The 21,455-nt window shown below is 66.1% G+C and carries 17 protein-coding genes and 1 pseudogene; 7 read left to right on the top strand and 11 right to left on the bottom strand.

Features of this window, described 5'->3' with window-relative positions:
* Positions 1 to 61 precede the first annotated feature (61 nt).
* Positions 62 to 2,155, top strand: coding sequence for a transketolase (gene tkt, locus C0Z18_RS27835; RefSeq protein WP_102648663.1), 2,094 nt, complete (start codon positions 62 to 64; stop codon positions 2,153 to 2,155).
* Positions 2,156 to 2,225: 70 nt separating this feature from the next.
* On the opposite strand, the gene C0Z18_RS27830 is transcribed toward tkt, so the two are convergent.
* Positions 2,226 to 2,624 (bottom strand): hypothetical protein, encoded by a 399-nt coding sequence (locus C0Z18_RS27830; RefSeq protein ID WP_102648662.1) that lies wholly within the window; start codon positions 2,622 to 2,624, stop codon positions 2,226 to 2,228.
* A 202-nt stretch (positions 2,625 to 2,826) separates the two neighbouring features.
* Here C0Z18_RS27830 and C0Z18_RS27820 point away from each other — a divergent pair, with 202 nt between their 5' ends.
* From C0Z18_RS27820 to C0Z18_RS27810, 3 genes and pseudogenes are all read left to right on the top strand, one after another.
* Positions 2,827 to 3,216 carry a DUF3022 domain-containing protein gene (locus tag C0Z18_RS27820; protein ID WP_102648660.1) on the top strand — a complete coding sequence of 130 codons (390 nt, stop codon included), beginning with the start codon at positions 2,827 to 2,829 and terminating at the stop codon, positions 3,214 to 3,216.
* A gap of 65 nt (positions 3,217 to 3,281) precedes the next feature.
* Positions 3,282 to 5,876 carry an ATP-binding cassette domain-containing protein gene (locus tag C0Z18_RS27815; protein WP_102648691.1) on the top strand — a complete coding sequence of 865 codons (2,595 nt, stop codon included), beginning with the start codon at positions 3,282 to 3,284 and terminating at the stop codon, positions 5,874 to 5,876.
* A 71-nt stretch (positions 5,877 to 5,947) separates the two neighbouring features.
* Positions 5,948 to 7,156 (top strand): annotated as a pseudogene (locus C0Z18_RS27810) (zinc-dependent alcohol dehydrogenase).
* 18 nt (positions 7,157 to 7,174) lie between these two features.
* Here C0Z18_RS27810 and C0Z18_RS27805 read toward each other — a convergent pair.
* The 8 genes from C0Z18_RS27805 to C0Z18_RS27770 all read right to left on the bottom strand — a co-directional run bounded on the left by C0Z18_RS27805 (position 7,175) and on the right by C0Z18_RS27770 (position 16,369).
* Positions 7,175 to 8,191 (bottom strand): UDP-glucuronic acid decarboxylase family protein, encoded by a 1,017-nt coding sequence (locus C0Z18_RS27805; protein WP_102648690.1) that lies wholly within the window; start codon positions 8,189 to 8,191, stop codon positions 7,175 to 7,177.
* A gap of 49 nt (positions 8,192 to 8,240) precedes the next feature.
* Positions 8,241 to 9,194, bottom strand: coding sequence for a glycosyltransferase (locus C0Z18_RS27800; RefSeq protein WP_102648659.1), 954 nt, complete (start codon positions 9,192 to 9,194; stop codon positions 8,241 to 8,243).
* On the bottom strand, positions 9,184 to 10,323 hold the full coding sequence (locus C0Z18_RS27795; protein ID WP_102648658.1) for a glycosyltransferase family 9 protein: 1,140 nt from the start codon (positions 10,321 to 10,323) through the stop codon (positions 9,184 to 9,186). Before C0Z18_RS27795 ends, C0Z18_RS27800 begins: the two co-directional genes overlap by 11 nt.
* Positions 10,323 to 11,297, bottom strand: coding sequence for a glycosyltransferase family 2 protein (locus tag C0Z18_RS27790; RefSeq protein WP_233217527.1), 975 nt, complete (start codon positions 11,295 to 11,297; stop codon positions 10,323 to 10,325). Before C0Z18_RS27790 ends, C0Z18_RS27795 begins: the two co-directional genes overlap by 1 nt.
* Before the next feature lie 71 nt (positions 11,298 to 11,368).
* Positions 11,369 to 13,120 (bottom strand): carbamoyltransferase family protein, encoded by a 1,752-nt coding sequence (locus C0Z18_RS27785; RefSeq protein WP_102648657.1) that lies wholly within the window; start codon positions 13,118 to 13,120, stop codon positions 11,369 to 11,371.
* Between the two features lie 20 nt (positions 13,121 to 13,140).
* A complete protein-coding gene (locus C0Z18_RS27780; RefSeq protein ID WP_102648656.1) occupies positions 13,141 to 14,373 on the bottom strand; it encodes a glycosyltransferase family 9 protein in 1,233 nt (410 codons plus the stop codon).
* On the bottom strand, positions 14,370 to 15,023 hold the full coding sequence (locus C0Z18_RS27775; RefSeq protein ID WP_102648655.1) for a D-glycero-alpha-D-manno-heptose-1,7-bisphosphate 7-phosphatase: 654 nt from the start codon (positions 15,021 to 15,023) through the stop codon (positions 14,370 to 14,372). Before C0Z18_RS27775 ends, C0Z18_RS27780 begins: the two co-directional genes overlap by 4 nt.
* A 35-nt stretch (positions 15,024 to 15,058) precedes the next feature.
* Positions 15,059 to 16,369, bottom strand: a complete 1,311-nt coding sequence (locus C0Z18_RS27770; RefSeq protein ID WP_102648654.1) for a glycosyltransferase family 4 protein — start codon at positions 16,367 to 16,369, stop codon at positions 15,059 to 15,061.
* 356 nt (positions 16,370 to 16,725) lie between these two features.
* Here C0Z18_RS27770 and C0Z18_RS27765 point away from each other — a divergent pair, with 356 nt between their 5' ends.
* Positions 16,726 to 17,688: a glycosyltransferase family 2 protein gene (locus C0Z18_RS27765; RefSeq protein WP_102648653.1), complete on the top strand. Its 963-nt coding sequence runs from the start codon at positions 16,726 to 16,728 to the stop codon at positions 17,686 to 17,688.
* Here C0Z18_RS27765 and C0Z18_RS27760 read toward each other — a convergent pair.
* Entirely contained in the window at positions 17,630 to 18,424 is a 795-nt protein-coding gene (locus C0Z18_RS27760) for a PIG-L deacetylase family protein (RefSeq protein ID WP_158244320.1), read from the bottom strand. The genes C0Z18_RS27765 and C0Z18_RS27760 overlap by 59 nt on opposite strands.
* A gap of 31 nt (positions 18,425 to 18,455) precedes the next feature.
* Between C0Z18_RS27760 and C0Z18_RS27755 the strand changes: the two genes are divergently transcribed.
* Positions 18,456 to 18,917, top strand: a complete 462-nt coding sequence (locus C0Z18_RS27755; RefSeq protein WP_102648651.1) for an Lrp/AsnC family transcriptional regulator — start codon at positions 18,456 to 18,458, stop codon at positions 18,915 to 18,917.
* Between the two features lie 95 nt (positions 18,918 to 19,012).
* On the opposite strand, the gene C0Z18_RS27750 is transcribed toward C0Z18_RS27755, so the two are convergent.
* On the bottom strand, positions 19,013 to 19,972 hold the full coding sequence (locus C0Z18_RS27750; protein WP_102648650.1) for a chemotaxis protein CheV: 960 nt from the start codon (positions 19,970 to 19,972) through the stop codon (positions 19,013 to 19,015).
* A gap of 257 nt (positions 19,973 to 20,229) precedes the next feature.
* Here C0Z18_RS27750 and C0Z18_RS27745 point away from each other — a divergent pair, with 257 nt between their 5' ends.
* Entirely contained in the window at positions 20,230 to 21,441 is a 1,212-nt protein-coding gene (locus C0Z18_RS27745) for a sensor domain-containing phosphodiesterase (RefSeq protein WP_158244319.1), read from the top strand.
* Positions 21,442 to 21,455 lie beyond the last annotated feature (14 nt).

Genomic DNA, 21,455 nt, shown 5'->3' with positions numbered 1-21,455 from the left:
GTGGGTATAGGCGTTGCTCGTTTCGATTGTTCGGTTGCAACCCTTCATAAGGACGCATGCAATGCATTCAGACCCCGCACTCGACAAGCTTTGTATCGACACCATTCGCACGTTGTCGATGGATGCCGTGCAAAAGGCCAATTCGGGCCATGCCGGCGCGCCGATGGCGTTGGCGCCCGTCGTGTATCAGCTTTGGCAACGCCATCTGCGCTACGACCCGAACGAGCCGCTATGGCCCAATCGCGACCGTTTCGTTCTGTCCGTCGGTCACGCTTCGATGCTGCTGTATTCGGTCCTGCATTTGGCCGGCGTCAAAGCGGTCGACGACGAGGGCCGAGCGACGCAGGCACCCGCGGTCTCGCTCGACGACATTCGCCGGTTTCGTCAACTCGACAGTAAAACGCCGGGACATCCGGAGTACCGCATGACCACGGGTGTGGAGACGACCACCGGCCCGCTCGGGCAGGGGCTCGGCAACAGCGTGGGCATGGCTATCGCCTCGCGCTGGTATGCGGCGCGATACAACCGCGACGGCTTCGATCTGTTCGACTATCGCGTCTACGCGCTGGCCGGCGACGGCGATCTAATGGAAGGCATCTCGCATGAAGCGGCTTCGCTGGCGGGGCACCTTCGCTTGTCGAACCTCACGTGGATCTACGACAGCAATCGCGTGACGATCGAAGGGCACACCGATCTCGCGTATAGCGACGATGTGCAGGCGCGCTTCAAAGGCTACGGCTGGCATACGCTGACCGTCGAAGACGCCAATGATCGCGACGCCCTCGAAGCCGCGCTGAACGATGCGGCGCGGACGAGCGATGCACCCACCTTGATCGTCGTGCAGAGCGTCATCGGCTGGGGCGCGCCGCATAAGGAAGGTACCTCGGCCGCGCATAGCGACGCGTTAGGTGAAGAGGAAGTGGCACTGGCCAAGCGCGCCTATGGGTGGCCCGAGGAAAAGCAGTTCTACGTGCCGCCTCATGTGCACGAGCGGTTCGCCGAAGGCATCGGCGCGCGCGGGGCGCAAGCGTGGCAAACATGGCTCGCATCGTTCGAGCAATACGCGCGCAAGTACCCGGAGCTGGCGCGTGAATTGGAGTTGATCGAACGGCATGCGCTGCCTGACGGATGGGATGACGGTTTGCCTTCGTTCGCGCCCGATTCAAAGGGCGAGGCGACGCGCGCGTCATCGGGCGAAGTGCTCAACGCCATCGCGCCGCGCGTGCCTTGGATATTGGGCGGCGCAGCGGACCTCGCGCCCTCCACCAAGACGCTGCTCAAGTTCGACGGCGCGGGTAGTTTCTCGGCCGAGGACCCGCACGGCCGCAACCTGCACTTCGGCGTGCGCGAGCACGCGATGGGCGCCGTCGCGAACGGGCTTGCTCTATCGAATCTGCGGCCCTACACGGGCACGTTTTTGATCTTCAGCGACTATATGAAGCCGCCGATTCGCCTTGCCGCGTTGATGGAAATCCCGGTCGTTTTCGTCTTCACGCATGACTCGATCGGCCTTGGCGAGGACGGGCCGACCCATCAACCGGTCGAGCAGCTTGCCTCGCTGCGCGCCGTGCCGGGATTGACGGTGCTGCGCCCGGCGGATGCCAATGAGGTGACGCAAGCCTGGCGCATGGCGTTGTCGGCGCGCCGGCGCCCCACCGCGCTCGTGCTGTCGCGTCAACCGGTGCCCACGCTCGATCGCACCCGGTGCGCCGACGCCGAGGGCGTGCGGCGCGGTGCATACGTCCTCGCGGATCCCCCGAACGGGGCGGCGCCCAGCGTGTTGCTGCTCGCGACGGGCAGCGAGGTGCACGTCTGCATGCAGACCTACGAGCGCTTGACGCGGGAGGGGATCGCCGCGCGCGTGGTGTCGATGCCGTCTTGGTATGTCTTCGAGCTCCAAGGCCGTGCGTATCGGGACGCCGTGTTGCCGCCGGAAGTGGATGCGCGCGTGGCCGTCGAACAGGGCGCGTCGCTCGGATGGGACCGGTACGTCGGGCGCTTCGGCGAGACGATCGCCATGCATACGTTCGGTGCCTCGGCGCCGATGCGCGATCTGCAAGGCAAGTTCGGCTTCACGCCCGAGCATGTCTACGAAGCCGCCAAGCGGCAAATCGCGCGTGTCGTGGCAAGTTCAGGGCTGCCGGGCGGAAATTGATGGGGCGGTGTTGCTATAACGGCCGACGGGCCGGCGCCTACGCCGGCCCGTCGGCTACGAGCGCCCCGGGTTACTGCTGCCCGTTGCTCGTTTGCCCCTCTTGCCGAGGCGAGTAGCCGCCCGTCGAATCGGAAGGACTGTGGGTCATGTTGCGCGACTTGCTATAGCGGCCCGAGGTGCGTCCCGATTCCGATCCGGTATCGCCGGGGCTGCCGTATCCACCGCTCGAGTTCGCACCGCTCATACCGGGTTGAACACCCGGCTGCGACAACGTATTGCCGCTCGGGGCCACGCCGGTCCCGCCGCGCGTGCCGCCGCCGGTCCCGCCCGTACCGCCTGCCGCACCGGCCGCTCCGCCACCGGAGCCGCCCGCGCCGCCGGCACCGGCCGCACCCTGGGCATAGGCACCGCCCGCGCAAGCGAGCGCCAGCATCGAAACCAATAGGGTCTTCTTCGTCGAGGTCTTCATGATGGTCCTCCGTCAAAATGGTTGCGAGATGCGCGTTCATTCAACTCCGCACGCACGCTTTCAATGCTGCAAGGGGCATGCCGCGAACCGCGGGAACGTCGCCGCCGAATCCCTGGAACGCGCATTGCGTCTATCGTGTATGCGGCACGCGCAGCGCTTTTCTGCGTCGTCGCCCGCCCCCTAACCGTGATGAGGAGAGTCGATGACCGAGTTGCTCGACACACGGCGAAGCCTTGCCGAAATGGAACATGCCCTGTTCAAGAGTTTCCCGTTTCCGACCACTTCCATCACGCACGTGACGGGCTCCGACGGCGCGGTCACGATCCAGGTGTCCTGGGTTGCGTCGGCAGGCAATATGAGCATTCTCGACTCGCGCTGCGCGGTGAGCCTCGTGCTCGAGCCCAGCGTCGTCGCGCGCTATGCGGCGTTGCCCGGGGCGAAGCGGCTGCAAGCGCGCGAGGCGCTGCGCCTACGCGCCGAGGATGCGTTTCAGCGCCATCTGCCCGCCAGCGGCGCCGGCCTCGACGAGTGCAACCTAATGATAGGCATCGATGAATCGTTCCTGGCCGACGCCGAACGAGGGCGGGCGTGAAGCGAATCGGGCGGCGCATACAGGCAAAAGTGAAGGGGCGCATCGCGGCCGATCTCTGGTTCGCGATGTGGCGGTATCGCAAGCAGACGTTCGGCGCCGCCGCGTTGATGGTCGTGGCCAAGCTCGCCGGGGTATCGGTGCCGCTCGCCTTGCGCGCGATCATCGACGATCTCGGACACCGTACCGCGCTCGCGTTGTTTCCCGTGTTTCTCGTATTGGGCTATGCGTTGTTGCGCTTCATCGGCGATGCGCTCGGCGAGGCGCGCGACGTCGTGTTCAGCACCGTTACGCAGCATACGGTCGCGGGGCTTGCCGAGCGGACGTTCGCGCGCTTGCATCGGCTGGGGGCACGGTACCACTCGCAGCGCGAGACGGGTTCGATCGTGCGCGACGTGCAAAAGGGTACCGACGGGGTCGGTTATCTGCTCGGTGTGGGGCTCTTTACGATCTTGCCCGCGTTCATCGAAATCGGCACCGTCATGGGCATCATCGCCAGCAATTTCACGATTGCGTTCATCTGGATCATTGCCGCGACGCTGGCCGGATACGCGACCTACACGGTCATCTTCACGCGCCGTCGCATGCTCGTTCAGCGCGAGGTCAATCGCTTGGAGTCGGCCTCGGATAGCCGGCTCGTCGACAGCATGCTCAACTACGAGACGGTGAAATACTTCGCCGCCGAAGACATCGAAACGGCGCGCTACCGGGGCGTGCTGTCGCAATGGATCGTCGCGCGGCTGGCCAATCAGCGGGCGCTCACCGCATTGCATTTGGGGCAGAGCGCGATCGTGTGCCTGGGAATCGCGGTGATGATGTTGCTCGCGGTGCAATACGTCGTGGCGGGGCGGATGACGCTCGGCGATCTCGTGCTCGTGAACGCCTACATCGTTCAGGTATGTATGCCGCTCAATACGCTCGGGTTCGTGTTTCGCGAGACCAACGACGCGCTCGTGAACGTCGAGCGGATGTTCATCGTGCTGGCCGCCGACAGTCTCGAAGGCGGCGACGCAACGGCCGACGAGGATCGCGACGAGCCCGGTGCGATGCCGCTCGTGGTGACGGCGGGCGAGATCGCGTTCGAACACGTGGAGTTCGGCTACGACCCCGCGCGTCAAATCTTGCACGATGTCGACTTTCGCGCGAAGGCCGGCACCACGCTCGCGGTCGTGGGCGGAAGCGGCTCGGGCAAATCGACGCTCATGCGGCTGCTCTTTCGCCTGTACGCCCCGACTAGCGGCCGCGTGACGATCGATGGGCAGGACGTGCGCCTAGTCACGCGCCACTCGCTGCGCCGGGCGATCGGCATCGTGCCGCAAGACACGGTGCTCTTCAACGAAACGATCGCCTACAACATCGGCTACGGGCATGCGAACGCGACACGCGCCGATATCGTGCGAGCCGCGCGTGCGGCGCAGCTCGACGAGTTCGTCGAACGCCTGCCCGATCATTACGACACGCGCGTCGGCGAGCGTGGCGTGCGGCTCTCGGGCGGCGAGCGGCAGCGCATCGCGATCGCGCGCGCGTTCTTGAAGGACCCGCCGATCATCGTATTCGACGAGGCCACCTCTGCGCTCGACACGCGCTCGGAGCGCGCGATTCAAAACGAGTTTCGGCGGCTGGCCGAGGGGCGCACCTCGGTCGTGATAGCACACCGGTTATCGACCATCGTCGATGCCGATCACATCCTCGTGATGGAACATGGGCGCATCGTCGAGCAAGGCCGGCACGAGCAATTGCTCGCGCGCCAGGGCGGCGTGTATGCGCGCATGTGGGCGTTGCAACTGGAGCAAGGAGAGCTCGAGCACACGCAGCGCAAGCTTGCCGCGCAACCGATGCGGGTGGGCGATCTCGCGGCGGCGATCGGGGCGCGCGTCGCGACGGAGGCGAGCAAGCAAGGGATCGATTTCGGTTTGCGGGTGGCCGATCCGGATATCCCGGTCGCCGGGGAGACCGAGCAAATTCAGCGCGTCGTGGCGATGCTTTGCGCCAACGAGATCGAGCATGCGCCGCCGGGCGCGCGGGTGGAGTTGCGGGCCCAGCGCGAGAACAATACGGCTTGGCTCGCCGTCGTCGGTGCGCGCGGTGAGCCGGCGCCGCTCTCCGATGAGCAGGCGGCGGAGGCCGAGCATACGTTGGGCGCCGCTGGAGGGACGTTCCGGCCGATGGCCGTGGATGGCCGCGTGGCATACGTGGCGTGCTTGCCGCTGCTGCCGGTCGTCGGCGCTGACGGGCAGGTGGCCCCCATTGCACCCGCCAGCGCGCGGCTCGACGGGATCAATGTCCTGGCGATCGACGACGACGAAGAGGCCCGCGACGCGCTCGAAGCGGCGCTCGTCGCCAATGGCGCGCAAGTCGAACTCGCCACCTCGGGCGACGACGCGTTGCGGCGCCTGCGCGAAACCACGCCGTCGGATTGGCCCGGCATCGTCGTGTGCGATATCTCGCTGGGCGATCAGGACGGTTGCGACGTATTGGCGGCGATTCGCGATATGGCGCGCACATACGACGGTGCGTCGCCCCCGGCCATCGCATTGACGGGCCATAGCGATCCCGCTGTGCGCGAGCGCACGGCACGCGCGGGGTTCCGCGCGCACTTCGTGAAGCCGGTACCGATCGACGCGCTGGCCGGAGAAATCAAGCGCCTCACGGCGCATGCCTAGCGGGCGCTATCGCAGGACCCGCCCTTGCTTGCCTACGGAACCGAATCCAACCGTATTGAAGGGAGGTCACTATGAAGGCAGTGGTATTTCACGGCATCGGCGATATTCGACTGGATACGGTCCCCGATCCGAAGATGCAGGCACCGACCGACGCCATCGTGCGTTTGACCTCGAGTGCCATATGCGGCACCGATTTGCATATGGTTCGAGGGACGTTCAGCGGCATGCAGCCCGGTACGATCTTGGGCAATGAGGGTGTGGGCATCGTCGAGGAAGTGGGCGCGGGCGTGCGCAATCTCGCCTAAGGCGATCGTGTGCTGATTCCTTCCACTATCTCGTGCGGCTACTGCTCGTACTGCCGATCGGGTTATACGGCGCAGTGCGACAACGCCAACCCGAACGGACCGCTCGCCGGTACCGCGTTTTTCGGTGGACCGAAGGACACCGGGCCGTTTCAGGGCTTGCAAGCCCAATACGCACGCACGCCGCTTGCCGCGGCAAGCCTCGTGCGTCTGCCCGACGATATCGACGACGATCGAGCCATCCTCATGTCCGATATCTTTCCGACAGGCTGGTTCGGCGCGCAACTCGCGCGAGTCGGGCTGGGCGATACGGTGGCCGTATTCGGCGCGGGGCCGGTGGGGCAATTCGCGATCGCGAGCGCGCGATTGATGGGCGCGGGCCGCATCTTCGCGATCGACCGGCTCGAATCGCGCCTCGCGATGGCACGCGCGCAGGGCGCGGAGCCGATCGATTTCGATCGAGAGGACCCGGTGGAGGCACTCCGGACCCTGACGGGCGGCATCGGCGTGGATCGCGTGATCGATGCGGTCGGCGTGGACGCCGAGCGTGCCGATAAGGGCCCCGCGGCTGACGGGCAGCAGCATGAAATGTTCGACACCGAGGTCAAAGAAGTGGCGCCGGAGCAGGCGCAAAGCGCACGCGACGGCCAATGGAAGCCCGGAAGCGGGCCGACGCAGGCGATTCAATGGGCCGTGAAGTCCGTCGCCAAGGCCGGCACGATCGGCGTCATCGGCGTCTATCCGCCGAGCCTCGCGCGTTTCCCGCTCGGCGAAGCGATGAATCGGAATCTACGAATTCATATGGGCAATTGCAATCACCGCGCGATCTTGCCCGAACTCGTTCGTCTGGTGCGTAACGGCTCCGTCGATCCGATCGCGATCCTTACTCAGCGCGAGCCGATCATGAGTGCCATCGATGCCTACAAGGCCTTCGACAAGCGTCAACCCGGCTGGATGAAAGTGAAGCTCGAGCCGTAAGCGCGAGACGGGTCCGGACTAGCCGCGGGCCGCGCCGGCGTTGTGCGAGCCCTGCATGCCTTGCGTGCATTGCGCGGCCGGCCGGCTCGCGAGGCGTTCACGGAAGTGCTCGGCCGTTGCGCGCAGTCCTTCGCCGAGCGAGGTCGAGGGGGCCCAGCCCAACAGCGCGCGGGCCTTGCCGATATCGGGCTGACGATGCCACGGATCGTCGATCGGCAGCGGACGAAACACGATCTCGCTGTCGGAGCCGGTAGCTTCCTTGATGTGCTCGGCCAATTCGAGCATCGTGATCTCGTGCGGATTGCCGAGATTCACCGGATCGCAGGTGCCGTCGGGGGCATTCATCAAGCGGATGAAGGCGTCGATGAGGTCGTCGACATAGCACAGCGAGCGCGTTTGCGAACCGTCGCCGTAGACGGTCAACGGCTCGCCCGAGAGCGCCTGCACCATGAAATTGGACACGACGCGTCCATCGGCGGGATGCATCCGCGGTCCATAGGTATTGAAGATGCGCGCGATACGCACCTCCATCCCGTACTGACGGCGGTAATCGACGAACAACGTCTCCGCGCAGCGTTTGCCTTCGTCGTAGCACGAGCGCGGGCCGATCGGGTTCACGTGTCCCCAGTAATCCTCCTTTTGCGGATGCACGCGCGCGTCGCCGTACACCTCGCTCGTCGATGCTTGGAAGATCTTGGCGCGAACGCGCTTGGCGAGCCCGAGCATGTTGATCGCGCCGTGCACGCTCGTCTTGGTGGTGCGCACGGGATCGTACTGATAATGGATCGGCGAGGCGGGGCAAGCGAGGTTATAGATCTCGTCCACCTCGACATATAGGGGAAACGTGACGTCGTGCCGCATCAATTCGAAGTTGCTGCGGCCGAGCAGATGGGCGACGTTCTCGCGTGTACCCGTGAAGAAATTGTCGACGCACAGTACGTCGTGACCGGCCTCGACGAGCCGCTCGCATAGATGCGAGCCGAGAAAGCCCGCACCGCCTGTGACCAGTATCCGCTTTCGATCGAGTTCTTTCATCGTCGGAGGCTCCATGTATCGTGGCAATGATCGCGCGAGGACGCTGAATTCATAGAGCGACCTCGCACAGTACGCTGTTCCAGTCGCGCGCGAAGCGCTCGATATTGAAGCGCTCGAGCGCGGTGCGGCGGGCTCCTTCGCCGAGCCGCCGCGCTTCGCGCGGATCGGTCAGCAAGGCGCGCATCCGTTCGACGAGCGTATCGACGTCGGTCGCCACGTAGCCGTTTTCTCCGTTGACGATGACGGTCGCCAATTCGGTCGTCGCCAAACCGATGATCGGCATGCCGATCGTCATCGCTTCGATGATCGCGAGGCCGAGGCTCGTCCAGCGAATCGGATTGAAGAAAAACCGATAGCGCGCGCAGAACGCCGCGAGATCCAAATTGCCGATCTCGCCGAGACCGCCCGCTTGCTGCGCATTCATGCCGACGAGTTCGAGCGGAACGCGTCCCGAGACCGACGCATAGACGTCCGAACCCAAGCGCCGGCCGCGCGAAGCCAGGTTGTTGATGACGACCACGCCTCGCTCGAGCTCGCCGGTATAGCGCACGCCTTTCGGCACGACGACACCGTGCTCGATGACGCGCGTCGGCAAGGCGTCGCAATCCCACATCAATCGGTTGAAGTGCGTCACGTGCACGAGCAGCGTCGCGGGATCTTGCACCCAATGACGCTCCGCGAACGGGTTGTTCTGCGGCGGATCGTGCTCGAGGTAGATCGAGGGCAGTTTGCGTTGCGCCTCGGAGAGCACCATGTGCCGATCATGCTCCCAGTGCTCGCGATGTTGATAGAGCACGACGTCGAACTCGCGTTGCGCGACCACCGCGGCGTCGACTTCGTGCACGTTCTCGCCCCACGGCAATACGCCCGAACGTCCCGCATACCCGGGCGGCTGGCCGGGGCGCGTGACGAGCCAAAAATCGTGCGGAGCTTGGGTCAGGTAGTAAAGGTAATTGCCGTGAACGTGCCAAGTCAGCACGCGCAAACGCCGGTTACGTCGCATGACGCGGCTCCTTCTGGTCACGATGATGGGCGCGCGCGTGCAGAACGCCGGCAGCCGCCGGATGAGCGCGCGCGCGATGCGAGAGTTGTTCGAGCGCCGTTTCGACGACGTGCTCGACGCTGACGTTCAACGCGCACGCATGGCCGAACGGGCAATCGCGAAACGCGCAGGGCCGGCAAGGCGGGTAATCGGCCAACACCCGGTGGCGCGTGTGGTCGAGCGGTGCCCAGCGCCGCGTGTCGCTGCCCGAGGCGATGACGGTGCTCGGCGTGCGCATTGCCGCGGCCACGTGGGAGATTCCGGTGTCGTTGCATACGACGAGCCGTGCGCGTCCCACGAGCGCGGCCAGGCCGCCCAGCGTCGTCGATCCGGTCAGATGCAGCGCCGGGGCCGCCATCGCGCCGAGCACGGCCGCCGTGATCGCCGCTTCGTTCGACGTGCCGGTGATGGCGATTTGCCAGCCGCGCGAAGAGAGCGCGTCGGCGACCTCGGCGAACCTCGCCGGCGGCCAGCGCCGCGACGGCAATTGGGCACCCGGATGCACGACGATCAGCCGCTCGGGCTCGATCCCGTGCCGCGCTTCCAATGCTTCGTACTCGCAGCGGTCGTGAAGCGAAAGCGGAAACCAGAGCGTGTCGTCGTGCGCCTCGATGCCGAGCGCGCGCACGAGCGCGAGATAGCGCTGCGGCTCGGGCTGATCGTCGGGCCAGGCGATGAAGCCCGGTTTCGGCGCTTCGTGCGGCTGGTGAAAGCCCGCGCAGTGGCGGGCGCCGAATTGCTCGACGATCTCGTTGGCGGGCCCGCCGCTGCCGTGCATCTGCAAGGCGAGATCGAAACGGCGCGCGCGCATGGCCGCGTAAAACTGCGGCAAGCCGGCATCGGTTTCTTCTTGCTCGGGAAATCCGCGCGCACCGGGGAATATCACGAGTTCGTCGATCAAAGAAGAAAACCGCTCGACGAAACGCGTCGCCCAAGGCAACCCGATCAACGTGATGTGGGCGTCGGGCCAGGCCCGTCGTAACGCGCGCAGAGCCGGGACCGAGCACAGCATGTCGCCGAGCTGCAAGGCGCGGAAGATCGCGACGCGCTTCGGAGGCGCGGATTCGGCCGAAGTGGGAGAGATGCGCATTAGAGGAACCATGTCCTATAGCGGATGGCGCCACGGATGCGCCAATAGATCGAGAGGAACGGAATCAACGCCGAGGTCACGGCCATTTCGGCGATATGCCGCCACGCTCGGCTTCGTCCGCGCATGCGTAACAGGAAAAAGCGCAGCGTGAGCCCGAGCCAGAGCAGGGCGCCGATGCCGGCGACCGCCGGCCGTTGCCCCAACGCGCCGGCAAGGCCGGCGGCGGCCGCGGCCGTGCTCGCGTAATAGCCGAGCGGAGGTGTGCTCGCGATCCGTTCGCGATAAAGCGCCGGATGCTTGCGATAGAGCAGGGCTTCGAACGCGCTCTTGCGTTGTTGCGAGAGGCTCACGCCCCAGCGCGCCGGCCGCACTGGGTGCACCACGCGCGCCTCCGACGCGCTGACGATGCGCCCACCGGCGGCGAGTAACGAAAACTGCAGATCGGAGTCTTCGCGCCATGCCGAGGTGAACCGTTCGTCGAAGCCGTCCACGGCGACGAGCGCGTCCTTGCGTACGAATGCGTTCGCCGTGGCGAATTCGGCGCGCGCGAGGCCGCTCGCATCGAACTCGTAGTCGGTGGGGCGTTCGGGCAGGGGCACGACGATCGCGCCCGAGGCGGCGCAGGCGCCGTCGGCCATGGCCGACAATCCCGCCTCGAGCCAACGGGCGTCGGGGATCGTATCGTCATCGGTGAACGCAATCGTCTCGCCGCGCGCCGCGCGCCATCCGGCGTTGCGTGCGCCGGCAGGGCCCTGCGTGGCCGTGACGGGTACGTAGCGCACCTGTAGAGCACGTGCGCGGTGGGCGTCGGCCACCCGTTCGACGAGCGCGCGTGTGGTTTCATCGGGGCCATCGTCGCAGACGACGATCTCGTAGCGCTGCGGCGCCAACGTCTGGCGCACGAGCGCGGCGAGGCAGCGCGTAAGCATCGCGGGCCGGCGCCAAGTGGGCACGACGACGGAGACGACGGGCACGAGCGACGCGTCGGCGCCGTCGTCGGCTGCCGCCTGGTGTCGAGACTGCGTGCGCGCGAGCGCGGGCGTGTTCACGAACCGGCTCCTTGCTTGGTGATGAGGAACGGGCCGATCACGAGTGCGTCGAGCGGCGAGGTCCAAAACGATTCGAGGGCGTCGCGCGGCGAATTGACCATCGGTTCGCCTCGCGTATTGAACGACGTGTTCACGAGGATGGGGACGCCCGTGCGCGCGTGGAACGCGGCGAGCAGGTCGTAATAGAGCGGGTGCTGCGACCGATTGACCGTTTGCACGCGCGCCGTGCCGTCCACGTGGCGCACGGCCGGAATACGCTGCGCCGCCTCGGGTTTCACATCGAAGATGAACAGCATGAACGGGGCGGTGCGCGCGTTCACGAACCATTCGGCCGCGTGTTCCTCCATGACGACGGGGGCGACGGGACGGAAATCCTCGCGATCCTTGATTTCGTTGAGCTTGGCTTGCATGCCCGGATCGACCGGCGAGGCGAGGATCGATCTCGCTCCCAATGCGCGCGGTCCGAACTCCGTGCGCCCTTGGTACCAGCCGATGACGTTGCCCGCCGCCAGCAGATCGGCGGTTTCGCCGGCCACGTCGGCGAGCCGCTTGAACGGCACCTTCGACCACCGCAAGAACGATTCGATCTCGGCGTCCGGATACGACGGGCCGAGATACGCGTGACTCATCGCCCAGTGCCGCACGCGATCGCCCTTGAGCCCGCGTTCGCGCCAGTCGATCCAAAGCGCCGCGCCGAGCGCCGTGCCGGCGTCGCCCGCGGCGGGCTGCACCCAGACTTCGTCGAACGGGCCCTCGTCGCGCACGCGTGAGTTCATTACGCAATTGAGTGCGACGCCTCCGGCCATGCAAAGGCGCGGCAAGCCCGTGCGCTCGTGCAGCCAGCGCGCGAGTTCGAGCACGGTCTCCTCGAGCACGGTTTGCAAGGAACTGGCCACATCGTAGTGATGTTGCTCCAACGGGCCGCCGCGTTCGCGCGGGGGCCCGAAGCGCTCGACGAGCCGCGGATCGTCGACGGTATAGCTGCCGTTACCGCGATAGCGGACGATTTCCCGGAAGGCATCGGCATAGTTGGGGCGGCCGAACGCGGCCAGCGCCATGACCTTGTACTCGTCCGAGGAGTGCAAAAAGCCGAGCCAGGTCGTGACCGCTTCATAGAGCAGACCGAGCGAATGGGGCAACTCGACTTGTTTGAGGCGCTTGTATTGCCCGTCGACGAATTGGCCAAGGCTCGTCGTGACGCCTTCGCCGCGGCCGTCCATCGTCAGCACGGCGGTATCCCCGAACGGGGCGGCCAAAAAGGCGCTGGCTTCGTGGGCGAGATGGTGTTCGACGTAGTGCCAGGCGAAGCGATGGCCGCCCTCGGGCGCGCGAAAGCGCTTGGCGAGGTGATGCGGCGCGCCGTCGATCAATTGCGCCCGCGCGTTCACGATGTAGCTGACGAAGAGCGGGTCCCACGGCGACTCGCCGGGGGGCGACGTGCGCTGCAAACCGGGCTCGAGCGGCAGGGCGATCGTCGCCGCCCCGCGCGAGGGCCCAGGCATCGACGCCAGCAAGGCCGGGTCGTAGGAATACGCGACATGATCGATATCGGCCAATGTGATCCCTGCTTCCTTGAGGCAGTAATCGATCGCGTCGAACGGCATTTGCCACGTGGAGAACGGGACGGGACGCTTCGCGTGCTTCACGTGCGTGAAGCGCTCGTCTTCGGCGGCGGCGATCACGACCCCGTCCTTGACGAGCGTCGCGGCGCTGTCGTGATAAACGGCATTGATTCCGAGTGTGTACATGGCGGTATTCGGATCTCAGGTCAGGAAGAAAGGGGGCTGCTCGCCGAGGTTGCGTCTAGACCGGCGAGCGATGCCGTTGGGGATACCGCAATCGGGCCGGGTTCGCCGCTGCGCCAGTCGGCCGCGAGCTCGAGCGCGGCCGCGGCGACCTCCGCGGCCGATACGCCGAGCAAGCAACGGTGATGACCCTCGGGGCACACGCCGCGATAGCACCAGCGGCATTCGACGTCGCGAAACAGCACGCGCTGGCGCGTCTGCCAGGGCGTGTGCTGCGGGTTGGTCAAGGCGTACAGATCGACGACGGGCGTCGCGAGCGCCGATGCGAGATGAACCGGCCCGCTGTTGTTCGTGACGAGCACGGCCGTGCGCTCGATCAGGGCGGCGAATTCGCCCATGCCGAGCAGTCCCGATAAATCGTGCAGACGCCCGCGCACGGCGCTTCCGGCCGCCTCGATGACTGCGCGAACGAGCGGCGCTTCCTCCGAACTGCCGGTCACGAGGATCGGCCACGCACTCGCCTTGGCAAGACGCGCCGCCACTTCGCCGAAGCGATCGGGCGGATAGCGGCGCGAGGCGGCGCTGGCGCCGGGGTGAAGGACGAACCAAGGACCCTGCGCCGGGATGCCGCGCGCGGCTAGCCGCGGCGCGAGCGCTCGGCGGGCTTGCACGCCGACGTCCAAGCGCATACGCGTATCCGCGCTCACGGCACCGACTTTCGCGACCAGCGCCAATTGTCGCTCCACCTCGTGCCGCAGGCCGCCGTGCGGCTCGGTATCGCATACCCAGTCGGTTAGGAGTCCGTACGGATTTTCCCGGCAATGGGCGAGCCGCCGGGGGATGCCTGCGAGGTAGCACAGCATCGCCGATGGCAGGGCGCTTTGGCTATAGACGGTAAAGATCACGGCCGCATCGAAGCGCCCGGCCTCGAGTGTGCGCTGCATGGCGAGATCGACCGATGGCGATGTATGCCCCGCCAAGCCGTGCCATGGCGCGTCGTAAGCGATGACCTCGTCCACGTCGCTCAAGTGCGGCGCGGCTTGCGCCCCGACGTTCGAGGTGAGCAGCGTGATGTGCCGCCCCGGCGCCGACGTCCGCAGCGCATGGATCGCCGGGGTGGTCATGAGGATGTCGCCGAGACGATCGAGGCGCACGCAAAGAATGCGCTTGACCTCCGGCCCCCATTGGGAGACGTTCGTCTCTCGCTCCTGAGCCTGGGACAGAACCGGCGCGATCGTGAAAGGTAACGCGCTCATACGATGCTCTGCCTCGTCGGGTTCGGTTTCGTCGCCAAATCGGCTGCCGGCGCATGCGCATGCGCTTGCCGTGCCGGGTGAGGCGCCATGCGATGTTCGCGAACGATGGCGAGCGCCGCGTGCCATAGGTCGGGTTCGCGCAACGTCGGCACGCGTGCCGGGCCCGGTTCCCATAGCGTCTCGTTGCCGTTGTCGATCAGTACCGTGCGGCAGCCCGCCCGCGTGCCCGCTTCGACGTCGTCGAGGATGTCGCCAACGAACCAGCTCTTCGAAAGATCGATGCCGTGTTCGTCCGCGGCCCGCAGCGCCATGCCCGGCTTTGGTTTGCGGCACGCGCAGCGATAGGCGTAAGGCGCGACGGTGCCGTTGGGATGATGCGGACACCAGTAGGCCGCCTGAAGCGGCACGCCGCATGACTCGAACATGGCGCGTAAGCGCGCTTCCATTGGACCGAGCGCCTCGTGCGGGAAGCGGCCCAGCGCGACCCCGCTCTGGTTGCTGACCACGAACAGACGAAACCCATGCGCGTGCAGCAGCGCGAGCGCTTCACGAGCGCGGGGAGCGAAGCGCATCAGCGCGGGATCGACGTTATAGGGGACGTCGTCGAGCAACGTCCCGTCCTTGTCGAACAGCACGGCGGCATTCGTCATCGCATGCGTTTCCGGATGCAGCGGCGCAGGCGTACTCAAGCGCGGCCCGCCGCGGCGGCACGCGCGGCGCCGCCTTGCGCACGGGCTGGCCGCTCGCGCACGACACGGGTCTCCTCGGCCGGCGTTCGAACCACGCCGCGATAGACGTCTTCCAACATATGCGCCACGCGCGACCACGTGAAGCTCGTATGGACGCGCTCGAATCCCGCCTCGCCCATCCGCTCGCCGAGGGCGGGATCGTGGGCGATGCGAGCCAAGCGCTCGGCCAACGCATCGGGATCGCGCGGGGGCACGAGAAATCCGGTCTTGCCGTCGACCACGCTGTAGCGGATGCCGCCGACGTCGGCGCCGATGACGGGGCGCGCGCACGCCATCGCTTCGATCGGCGTGATGCCGAACGGTTCGTACCACGGTGTGGTGACGAAGACGTCGGCCGCCGCGTAGAACTCGCGCAGTTGCGCGCGGCCGCGTCGTCCGACGAAGGTGACATGGTCGGACACGCCGCAACCGGCCGCGATACCGCGCAGCCGCGCGATTTCGGGCGTGGCGATTTCGTTGGGCAAATCGGCGTTGCCGCCGACGACATACAAATGCGCATCGATACCGGTGTTTTCGCGCAACGTGGCGAGCGCGCGCACCACCGTGTCGATCCCCTTGCGCGGGACCAAACGCCCGAGCTGCAGGACGGAGAACCGCTCGCCGGGCCATCCGAGGGCGGCACGTGCTTGGGCACGGTCGGTGCGGCCGAACTCCGCGGTGTCGAAACCGCAGGGGACGATTTGCACGCGCGAGGGATCCGACCCGTAGTGCGCGCGTAGATCGAGCGCGTCTTGGGGGCACTCGGCGATGATCGCATCGGAGTCGCGCACGAGTTGCTCTTCGATGGCGAAGCGCGCGTCGGGAAAGCCGTCGTCGGCGCCTTGATGAATCCGCCGGACTTTGCCGAGCGCATGAAACGTCGTGACGAGCGGGATGCCCAGCACCTTTTTTACTTTGAGCGACGCGAGGCCCGACATGAAGAAGTTCGCGTGGATGACGTCGTACGGCGTGCGCTCTTGGCGGCAGAATCCGATGAGAAAGTCCGCGAATTCCGCCATGAACGGCAGCAACTGTTCCTTCGGCATTTGCGTGGGCGGTCCCGCGGGGACATGAATCACGCGTACGCCGTCCATGTCCGAGATCGCGGGCAAGAGCGCACGATCGCGTCGCGTGAACACGTCGACCTGATGCCCGGCGCGATGTAGCTGCCGCGCGACGTGCGCGACATAAATGTTCTGTCCGCCGCTGTCGACGCCGCCCGCTACGGCGAGAGGCGATGCGTGTTCACTGACGAGTGCGATTTTCATGAGTAGTCCTTGATATTGGAGGCCTGCCCGGCGAGCGCGCAATCGGCCGGTGTACGGGCGTTTGCGAAGCGTTCGCGTCCTATCGAGCACACGCTGTGCCCATCATTTCGCGAGACAGGTCAAACGTGCAGAAGCGTTGCGACGCTCCGGAGACGCTGCTGTGATCTTTACTTGTTCGAGCCAACGTGACGCCGGTGTTACAGAGGCGATGTAATTAAGCGGCACCGGGCGCGGCGCCTCGCTGTGCCGTCGGCAGCGCGCGCTCGGCGGTTTGCTTCTTGCTGTCTCGTGGCCGGGCCCGGGCGGCGCTTGGACGTGGCGTCGGCGGAAGCGACGAACGACATGGATATCGAGGCATGGACACGTTGGATAGATCGAGCACACCGACCCCGTTGACCGCGCGCATGTCGGTGGTGGTGCTGACCCATAACCGGGCGAAGGAAGTCTTCAAGACGGTGGAGGGGTTGCTCGCTTTGCCCGAGCGGCCGGCGGTCATCGTCGTGGACAACGGATCGACCGACGGTACCGCGCAGATGCTGCCGCTGCGCTTTCCCCAAGTGCGCGTGATCGCGTCCGACCGGAACTTGGGCGCGGCGGGGCGCAATTTAGGGGTGGCGGCGGCAACGACCGACTACGTGGCGTTCAGCGACGACGATACGCATTGGTCGCCCGGCTCGCTGGCGCACGCGGTGCGCGTGCTCGACGGCGCGCCGCGCATTGCGGTGTTGTCCGCGCGCGTGCTCGTGGGCGAAGCGGGCGAACTCGATCCGACTTGTATCGATATGCAAACGAGTCCGCTCGAGCGCGACCTGCTGCCGGGCCCCGCGCTCGTCGGCTATATGGCGGGGGCCTGCGTGTTTCGCGTATCGACGTTTCGCCATGTCGGCGGTTATGAGCCTCGCTTGTTCATCGGCGGGGAAGAGTCGCTCGTCGCGCTCGATCTGCTCGATCGCGGCTATGCGATCGTCTACTGCGACGCGATGACCGTCACGCACCACCCGTCGCCCGCGCGAGACGCGCGGCTGCGCCGCCGGATGCTCGCGCGTAATGCGGCGCTCGTCGCGTGGCTGCGGTTGCCGTTGCGCGAAGCGTTGGCCGCCACGGCTCGCGCGTTGGCGCTTTGTGCCAGGGAGCGATCGTTCGTGCGCGATCTGGGGGCGTTGGCGGGGGGAATCGTTTGGGCCTTGCGGCGGCGGCGGGTCGTTGGCGACGCGGTGCTGGCGATGCGCGCACGCGTGCGCGAGGCGCAGCGCGGACGGATCAACGCGCCGTCAATTCGTACCGGACCGGGGATGTCCCCTGCCGAGGCGGATCGATGAGGTGATAGCGTTCGGGCTCGGCGAGGTCGTAGGGATGGGCATCGCGCAGCGCGCGCAATTGGCTCCGATAGGCATGTACCGCGCGCCATTTCGCATTGGCTGAGCGAGGCGGGCTCAAGCTCGCCGCCATCGAGTCCTCCAGCGGCGAGAAGCGAAAGCCCTCTTGCGCCAGCGCCTCGTACCGCGCGCGTGCGACGCCGCGGATCGTGCGGTAGAGCGCATCTTCATAGACGAGCGTATCGCTCAACCTCTCCTCGCGCACGAGCGAGCGGCATGCATCGCCCACCAGAACATGGTCGGAGTGATAGAGCCCGAGCGGCACGACCAAGCGGGGCGATCCCGCCTCGCGCCACATGCGCGTCAAGGCGCGCGCGAGTGCATCGATCGTCGGCGTCGCGCCGTATTGGCTATCGAGGAACGGCAGCCGTACCGCTTGGGCGCCCAAGATTGCCAGTGCCTGTTCGTCTTCGGCAATGCGCGCGCGCAGGGCTTCGCTCGAATCGGCGTGGCCCGCGCAGCGATCCCAAGGCGTGCACTGAGGCGGGTGGGGCTCGCCGCAAAAGACGGTGCAGACGATCGAGCCGGGGCGGCTCGCGAGCAGCATGCCGCAACTGAACACGGCGTCGTCCAAATGAGGGGAGACGACGCAAAGGGGAGCGGGGCGGGGCGATGTCGACGAGAGCGTGCGCATGACGCGGGGCGGCAGCAAGGACGGTGCCCATGCATGCGCTACCATCGCAGCTTCCGCAACCCAAGGGCAGCGACGCATGACTCTCGACAAGACCGACCGCGCTATTTTGTTGGCGATCCAAGCGGATGGCCGTATCACGAACGCGAGCCTCGCCGAAGCGGTGGGCCTGACCGAGACGCCTTGCGCGCGGCGCCTGAAGCGGCTCGAGGCCGACGGCTATGTCGAGGGATACCGCGCGGTGCTGTCCAAGCCGGCGCTACGGATCGGCGTGACGGCGTTCGCGCTCGTGCGCTTCGGCGTGCACGACCGGCGCTTGGCCGACCAGTTCGAGCGCGAAATCCAGGGTATCGAACGCATCGTCGCGTGCCATAACGTCTCGGGCAGCGCCGACTATCTCCTGCATGTGGTGGCACGCGATCTCGAAGACTACGGCGCCTTCGTGCGCGACGTGCTGCGGGCGTTGCCCGGCGTGACGTCCGTGGAATCGGTGTTGTCGCTGCGCGAGGTCAAACGCGACGTCGGCTTGCCGCTGCTGTAAGCGGCAAGCCGGCCGCGTCGCCGGTCCGAAAATCGAGCCTTACGGACGATAAGGCGGACGAGACAGCAGCGGACGACGCAGCGGCCGTTGCCTGCTTAAGCGGCGAGCGCCTGGCGAATGGCTTCGGCCAGATCGCCGGCGGCGAACTTGGCGACGTAGCCGGTTGCGCCGGCATTTTTCACGTGCGCTTCGTTGGCCGTGCCGGTGAGCGAGGAATGAATGATGACGGGGATGTCGCGCAACCGGTCGTCCGCTTTGATCTGGCGCGTGAGCATGAAGCCGTCCATCTCGGGCATTTCGAGGTCGGTCAGCACGAGCGCGATCTTGTCGCGGGCACGCACACCTTCCTTTTGCGCTTCCGCCGCGATGCGCGTCAGCGTGTCCCAGGCTTCCTGCCCCGTCTTCGTAATGATGTACTCGGCGCCGAGCGCGCTCAGGCTCTGCTCGATCAGCTTACGGGCGAAGCCGGAATCGTCGGCGGCCAGAATCTTGGCGCCGCCGTTCATCCGCACCGAGGTGCCGACGTCTTCCGCGCCGACACTGGGGTGCTGCGCCGGGAACACGTCGCGCAGCACCTGCTCGACATCGACCACCTGCGCGAGCCGCGAGTCGCCGGTATTACCGTCGATCCGCGCGATGCTCGTGACCGAATTGCCGCCGGCCGATCCTTCCGCCGACAGCACTTGATTCCATTCGAGGCGGACGATGTCGTCCACTTCCTCCACGGCGAACGCCTGCGTCGAGCGCGCGAACTCGGTGACGAGCAAGATGTTCAGGCCGCGCGAGGGTTGGCAGCCCATGAGTTTGGGCAGATCGATGACGGGGATGATTTGTCCGCGGATGTCGACGGCGCCGATCATGTGCTCGGAGGCACCGGCGATCGGCGTGATCGTCGGCATCGTCATGATTTCGCGGACCTTGAAGACGTTGATGCCGTACAACTCGTGCGAATCGTCGTTTCCGGGGGCGGCACCGAGCCGGAACAGCAGTAGCTCGAATTTGTTCGAGCTCGTCAGGTTGGTGCGTTCGTCGATCGAGTGGTGATCAGCGGCCATCGAAGTTTTTCCTCTTGGTTGCGCCTGTGCCCGGCGGTTGCACCTTGGATGGGGGTGCCGCGGTCGCTGCTCAGGCTATATCGCTGATAACGGCGCGCCGCCGGGAAAATTGAATGAGGTTCGCGTTTCCCCCGAGAAAACTGTTAAGTTCACCGAACCATCTGACGTTATATAGCGCTAGGGCGATCGTGCGACGATGCGTCCCACCCCTAATCGCCAAGTCGGCTTTCGACCCCAACGACGCGACTCCCGATTCCATGATCGACCTCCAAGCGCCCGGCCTGCCGCAGATAGAAAGCGCCTTCCAGCCCGTGCTGTCGCTGGCCCACGGGGCAGCGGTCGGCTACGAGGCGCTGCTTCGAGCGAGGCGTGGCGATGCGCCTTGCTCGCCCGAGCAGGCATTCGGTATCGCCCGCCAGGCTGGGCGATACTGCGAATACGAACGAGCGTGCACCCGGCATCACGTGCAGCGCTTCATGCGGTTCGCCGACGACGAGAGCGTCTTGTTCCTCAATATGCACCCGGACGTGCTGGCCGACCCCGTGCATGGCCCCGCGCTGGCCGACGATCTGCTGGAGAGCGGCGTGCCGCCCGGGCGCGTCGTCGTCGAAGTGCTGGAAGCCCGGCAAGATACGCCGTCCGCGCTCGTCGATGCCGTCGATCGCTTGCGCGGCTACGGGTTCTTGATCGCACTCGACGACTTCGGCGCGGGACTGACCAATCTCGGGCGGGTCTGGGACCTGCGCCCCGATGTCGTCAAGCTAGACCGCGAATTGATTTGTAAGGCAGCTTCTAGTTACCGGAACGCGCGCAGCTTGTTGCGGCTCGTCGATTTGCTGCACGACAGCGGCACGTTCATCGTCGTGGAGGGCATCGAAACCGAGGAGCAGGCCAGGCTCAGCGCCGATTGCGACGCCGATTTCGTCCAGGGCTATTATTTTGCGCGGCCGTCCATCGAGATCGAGGCCTCGACCGGGTTCGCACGGATATCGACATCGGCGCTCGAGGGCCAGCTCACGGACTCGCGCAAGCTGCGGCGCGTCGGCGATCTCGACGAAATCGCGCCCTACCGTCATGCATTCGGCCTGCTGCGCAACGCCTTTTGCTCGGGCGTTGCCGTGGAGCAGGCGGCCCGGCATTTTTTCGCCTGCGAGTGGGCGCTGCGCGTCTTCGTGCTCGACGACACGGGCCGTCAGGTGGGCGAGAACATCGAATCGGACCGGCACGGCCATTGGCTCCGCACCACATTTCCGCTGCTGGCGCGCAGCGCGGGGGCCAATTGGTCCAAGCGCACCTACTTCCGCGATGCGCTCGTGCACCCCGGCGAGACGATCGTCAGCGAACCGTATATGTCGTCGAGTTCGAAGAACCTGTGCGTCACGTTGTCGGCGTACGTCAACGTGGACGGACGCGGTTTCGTACTCGGCGCCGATATCTTGTTCGAGGCGCTGTATCGGGTGCTCGTCTGACGACCTAGGGGTAC

Origin of the sequence: Trinickia dabaoshanensis, from assembly GCF_002879885.1 — a bacterium.
Taxonomy (GTDB): domain Bacteria; phylum Pseudomonadota; class Gammaproteobacteria; order Burkholderiales; family Burkholderiaceae; genus Trinickia; species Trinickia dabaoshanensis.
This window is presented reverse-complemented; position numbering and strand designations above follow the sequence as displayed.

What these genes read in the sequence shown, in the direction of transcription:
- tkt (WP_102648663.1), top strand. Translation starts at nt 62, where the DNA reads ATGCATTCAGACCCCGCACTCGACAAGCTTTGTATCGACACCATTCGC.
- C0Z18_RS27830 (WP_102648662.1), bottom strand. Translation starts at nt 2,624, where the DNA reads ATGAAGACCTCGACGAAGAAGACCCTATTGGTTTCGATGCTGGCGCTC.
- C0Z18_RS27820 (WP_102648660.1), top strand. Translation starts at nt 2,827, where the DNA reads ATGACCGAGTTGCTCGACACACGGCGAAGCCTTGCCGAAATGGAACAT.
- C0Z18_RS27815 (WP_102648691.1), top strand. Translation starts at nt 3,282, where the DNA reads ATGTGGCGGTATCGCAAGCAGACGTTCGGCGCCGCCGCGTTGATGGTC.
- C0Z18_RS27805 (WP_102648690.1), bottom strand. Translation starts at nt 8,191, where the DNA reads ATGAAAGAACTCGATCGAAAGCGGATACTGGTCACAGGCGGTGCGGGC.
- C0Z18_RS27800 (WP_102648659.1), bottom strand. Translation starts at nt 9,194, where the DNA reads ATGCGACGTAACCGGCGTTTGCGCGTGCTGACTTGGCACGTTCACGGC.
- C0Z18_RS27795 (WP_102648658.1), bottom strand. Translation starts at nt 10,323, where the DNA reads ATGCGCATCTCTCCCACTTCGGCCGAATCCGCGCCTCCGAAGCGCGTC.
- C0Z18_RS27785 (WP_102648657.1), bottom strand. Translation starts at nt 13,120, where the DNA reads ATGTACACACTCGGAATCAATGCCGTTTATCACGACAGCGCCGCGACG.
- C0Z18_RS27780 (WP_102648656.1), bottom strand. Translation starts at nt 14,373, where the DNA reads ATGAGCGCGTTACCTTTCACGATCGCGCCGGTTCTGTCCCAGGCTCAG.
- C0Z18_RS27775 (WP_102648655.1), bottom strand. Translation starts at nt 15,023, where the DNA reads ATGACGAATGCCGCCGTGCTGTTCGACAAGGACGGGACGTTGCTCGAC.
- C0Z18_RS27770 (WP_102648654.1), bottom strand. Translation starts at nt 16,369, where the DNA reads ATGAAAATCGCACTCGTCAGTGAACACGCATCGCCTCTCGCCGTAGCG.
- C0Z18_RS27765 (WP_102648653.1), top strand. Translation starts at nt 16,726, where the DNA reads ATGGACACGTTGGATAGATCGAGCACACCGACCCCGTTGACCGCGCGC.
- C0Z18_RS27760 (WP_158244320.1), bottom strand. Translation starts at nt 18,424, where the DNA reads ATGGTAGCGCATGCATGGGCACCGTCCTTGCTGCCGCCCCGCGTCATG.
- C0Z18_RS27755 (WP_102648651.1), top strand. Translation starts at nt 18,456, where the DNA reads ATGACTCTCGACAAGACCGACCGCGCTATTTTGTTGGCGATCCAAGCG.
- C0Z18_RS27750 (WP_102648650.1), bottom strand. Translation starts at nt 19,972, where the DNA reads ATGGCCGCTGATCACCACTCGATCGACGAACGCACCAACCTGACGAGC.
- C0Z18_RS27745 (WP_158244319.1), top strand. Translation starts at nt 20,230, where the DNA reads ATGATCGACCTCCAAGCGCCCGGCCTGCCGCAGATAGAAAGCGCCTTC.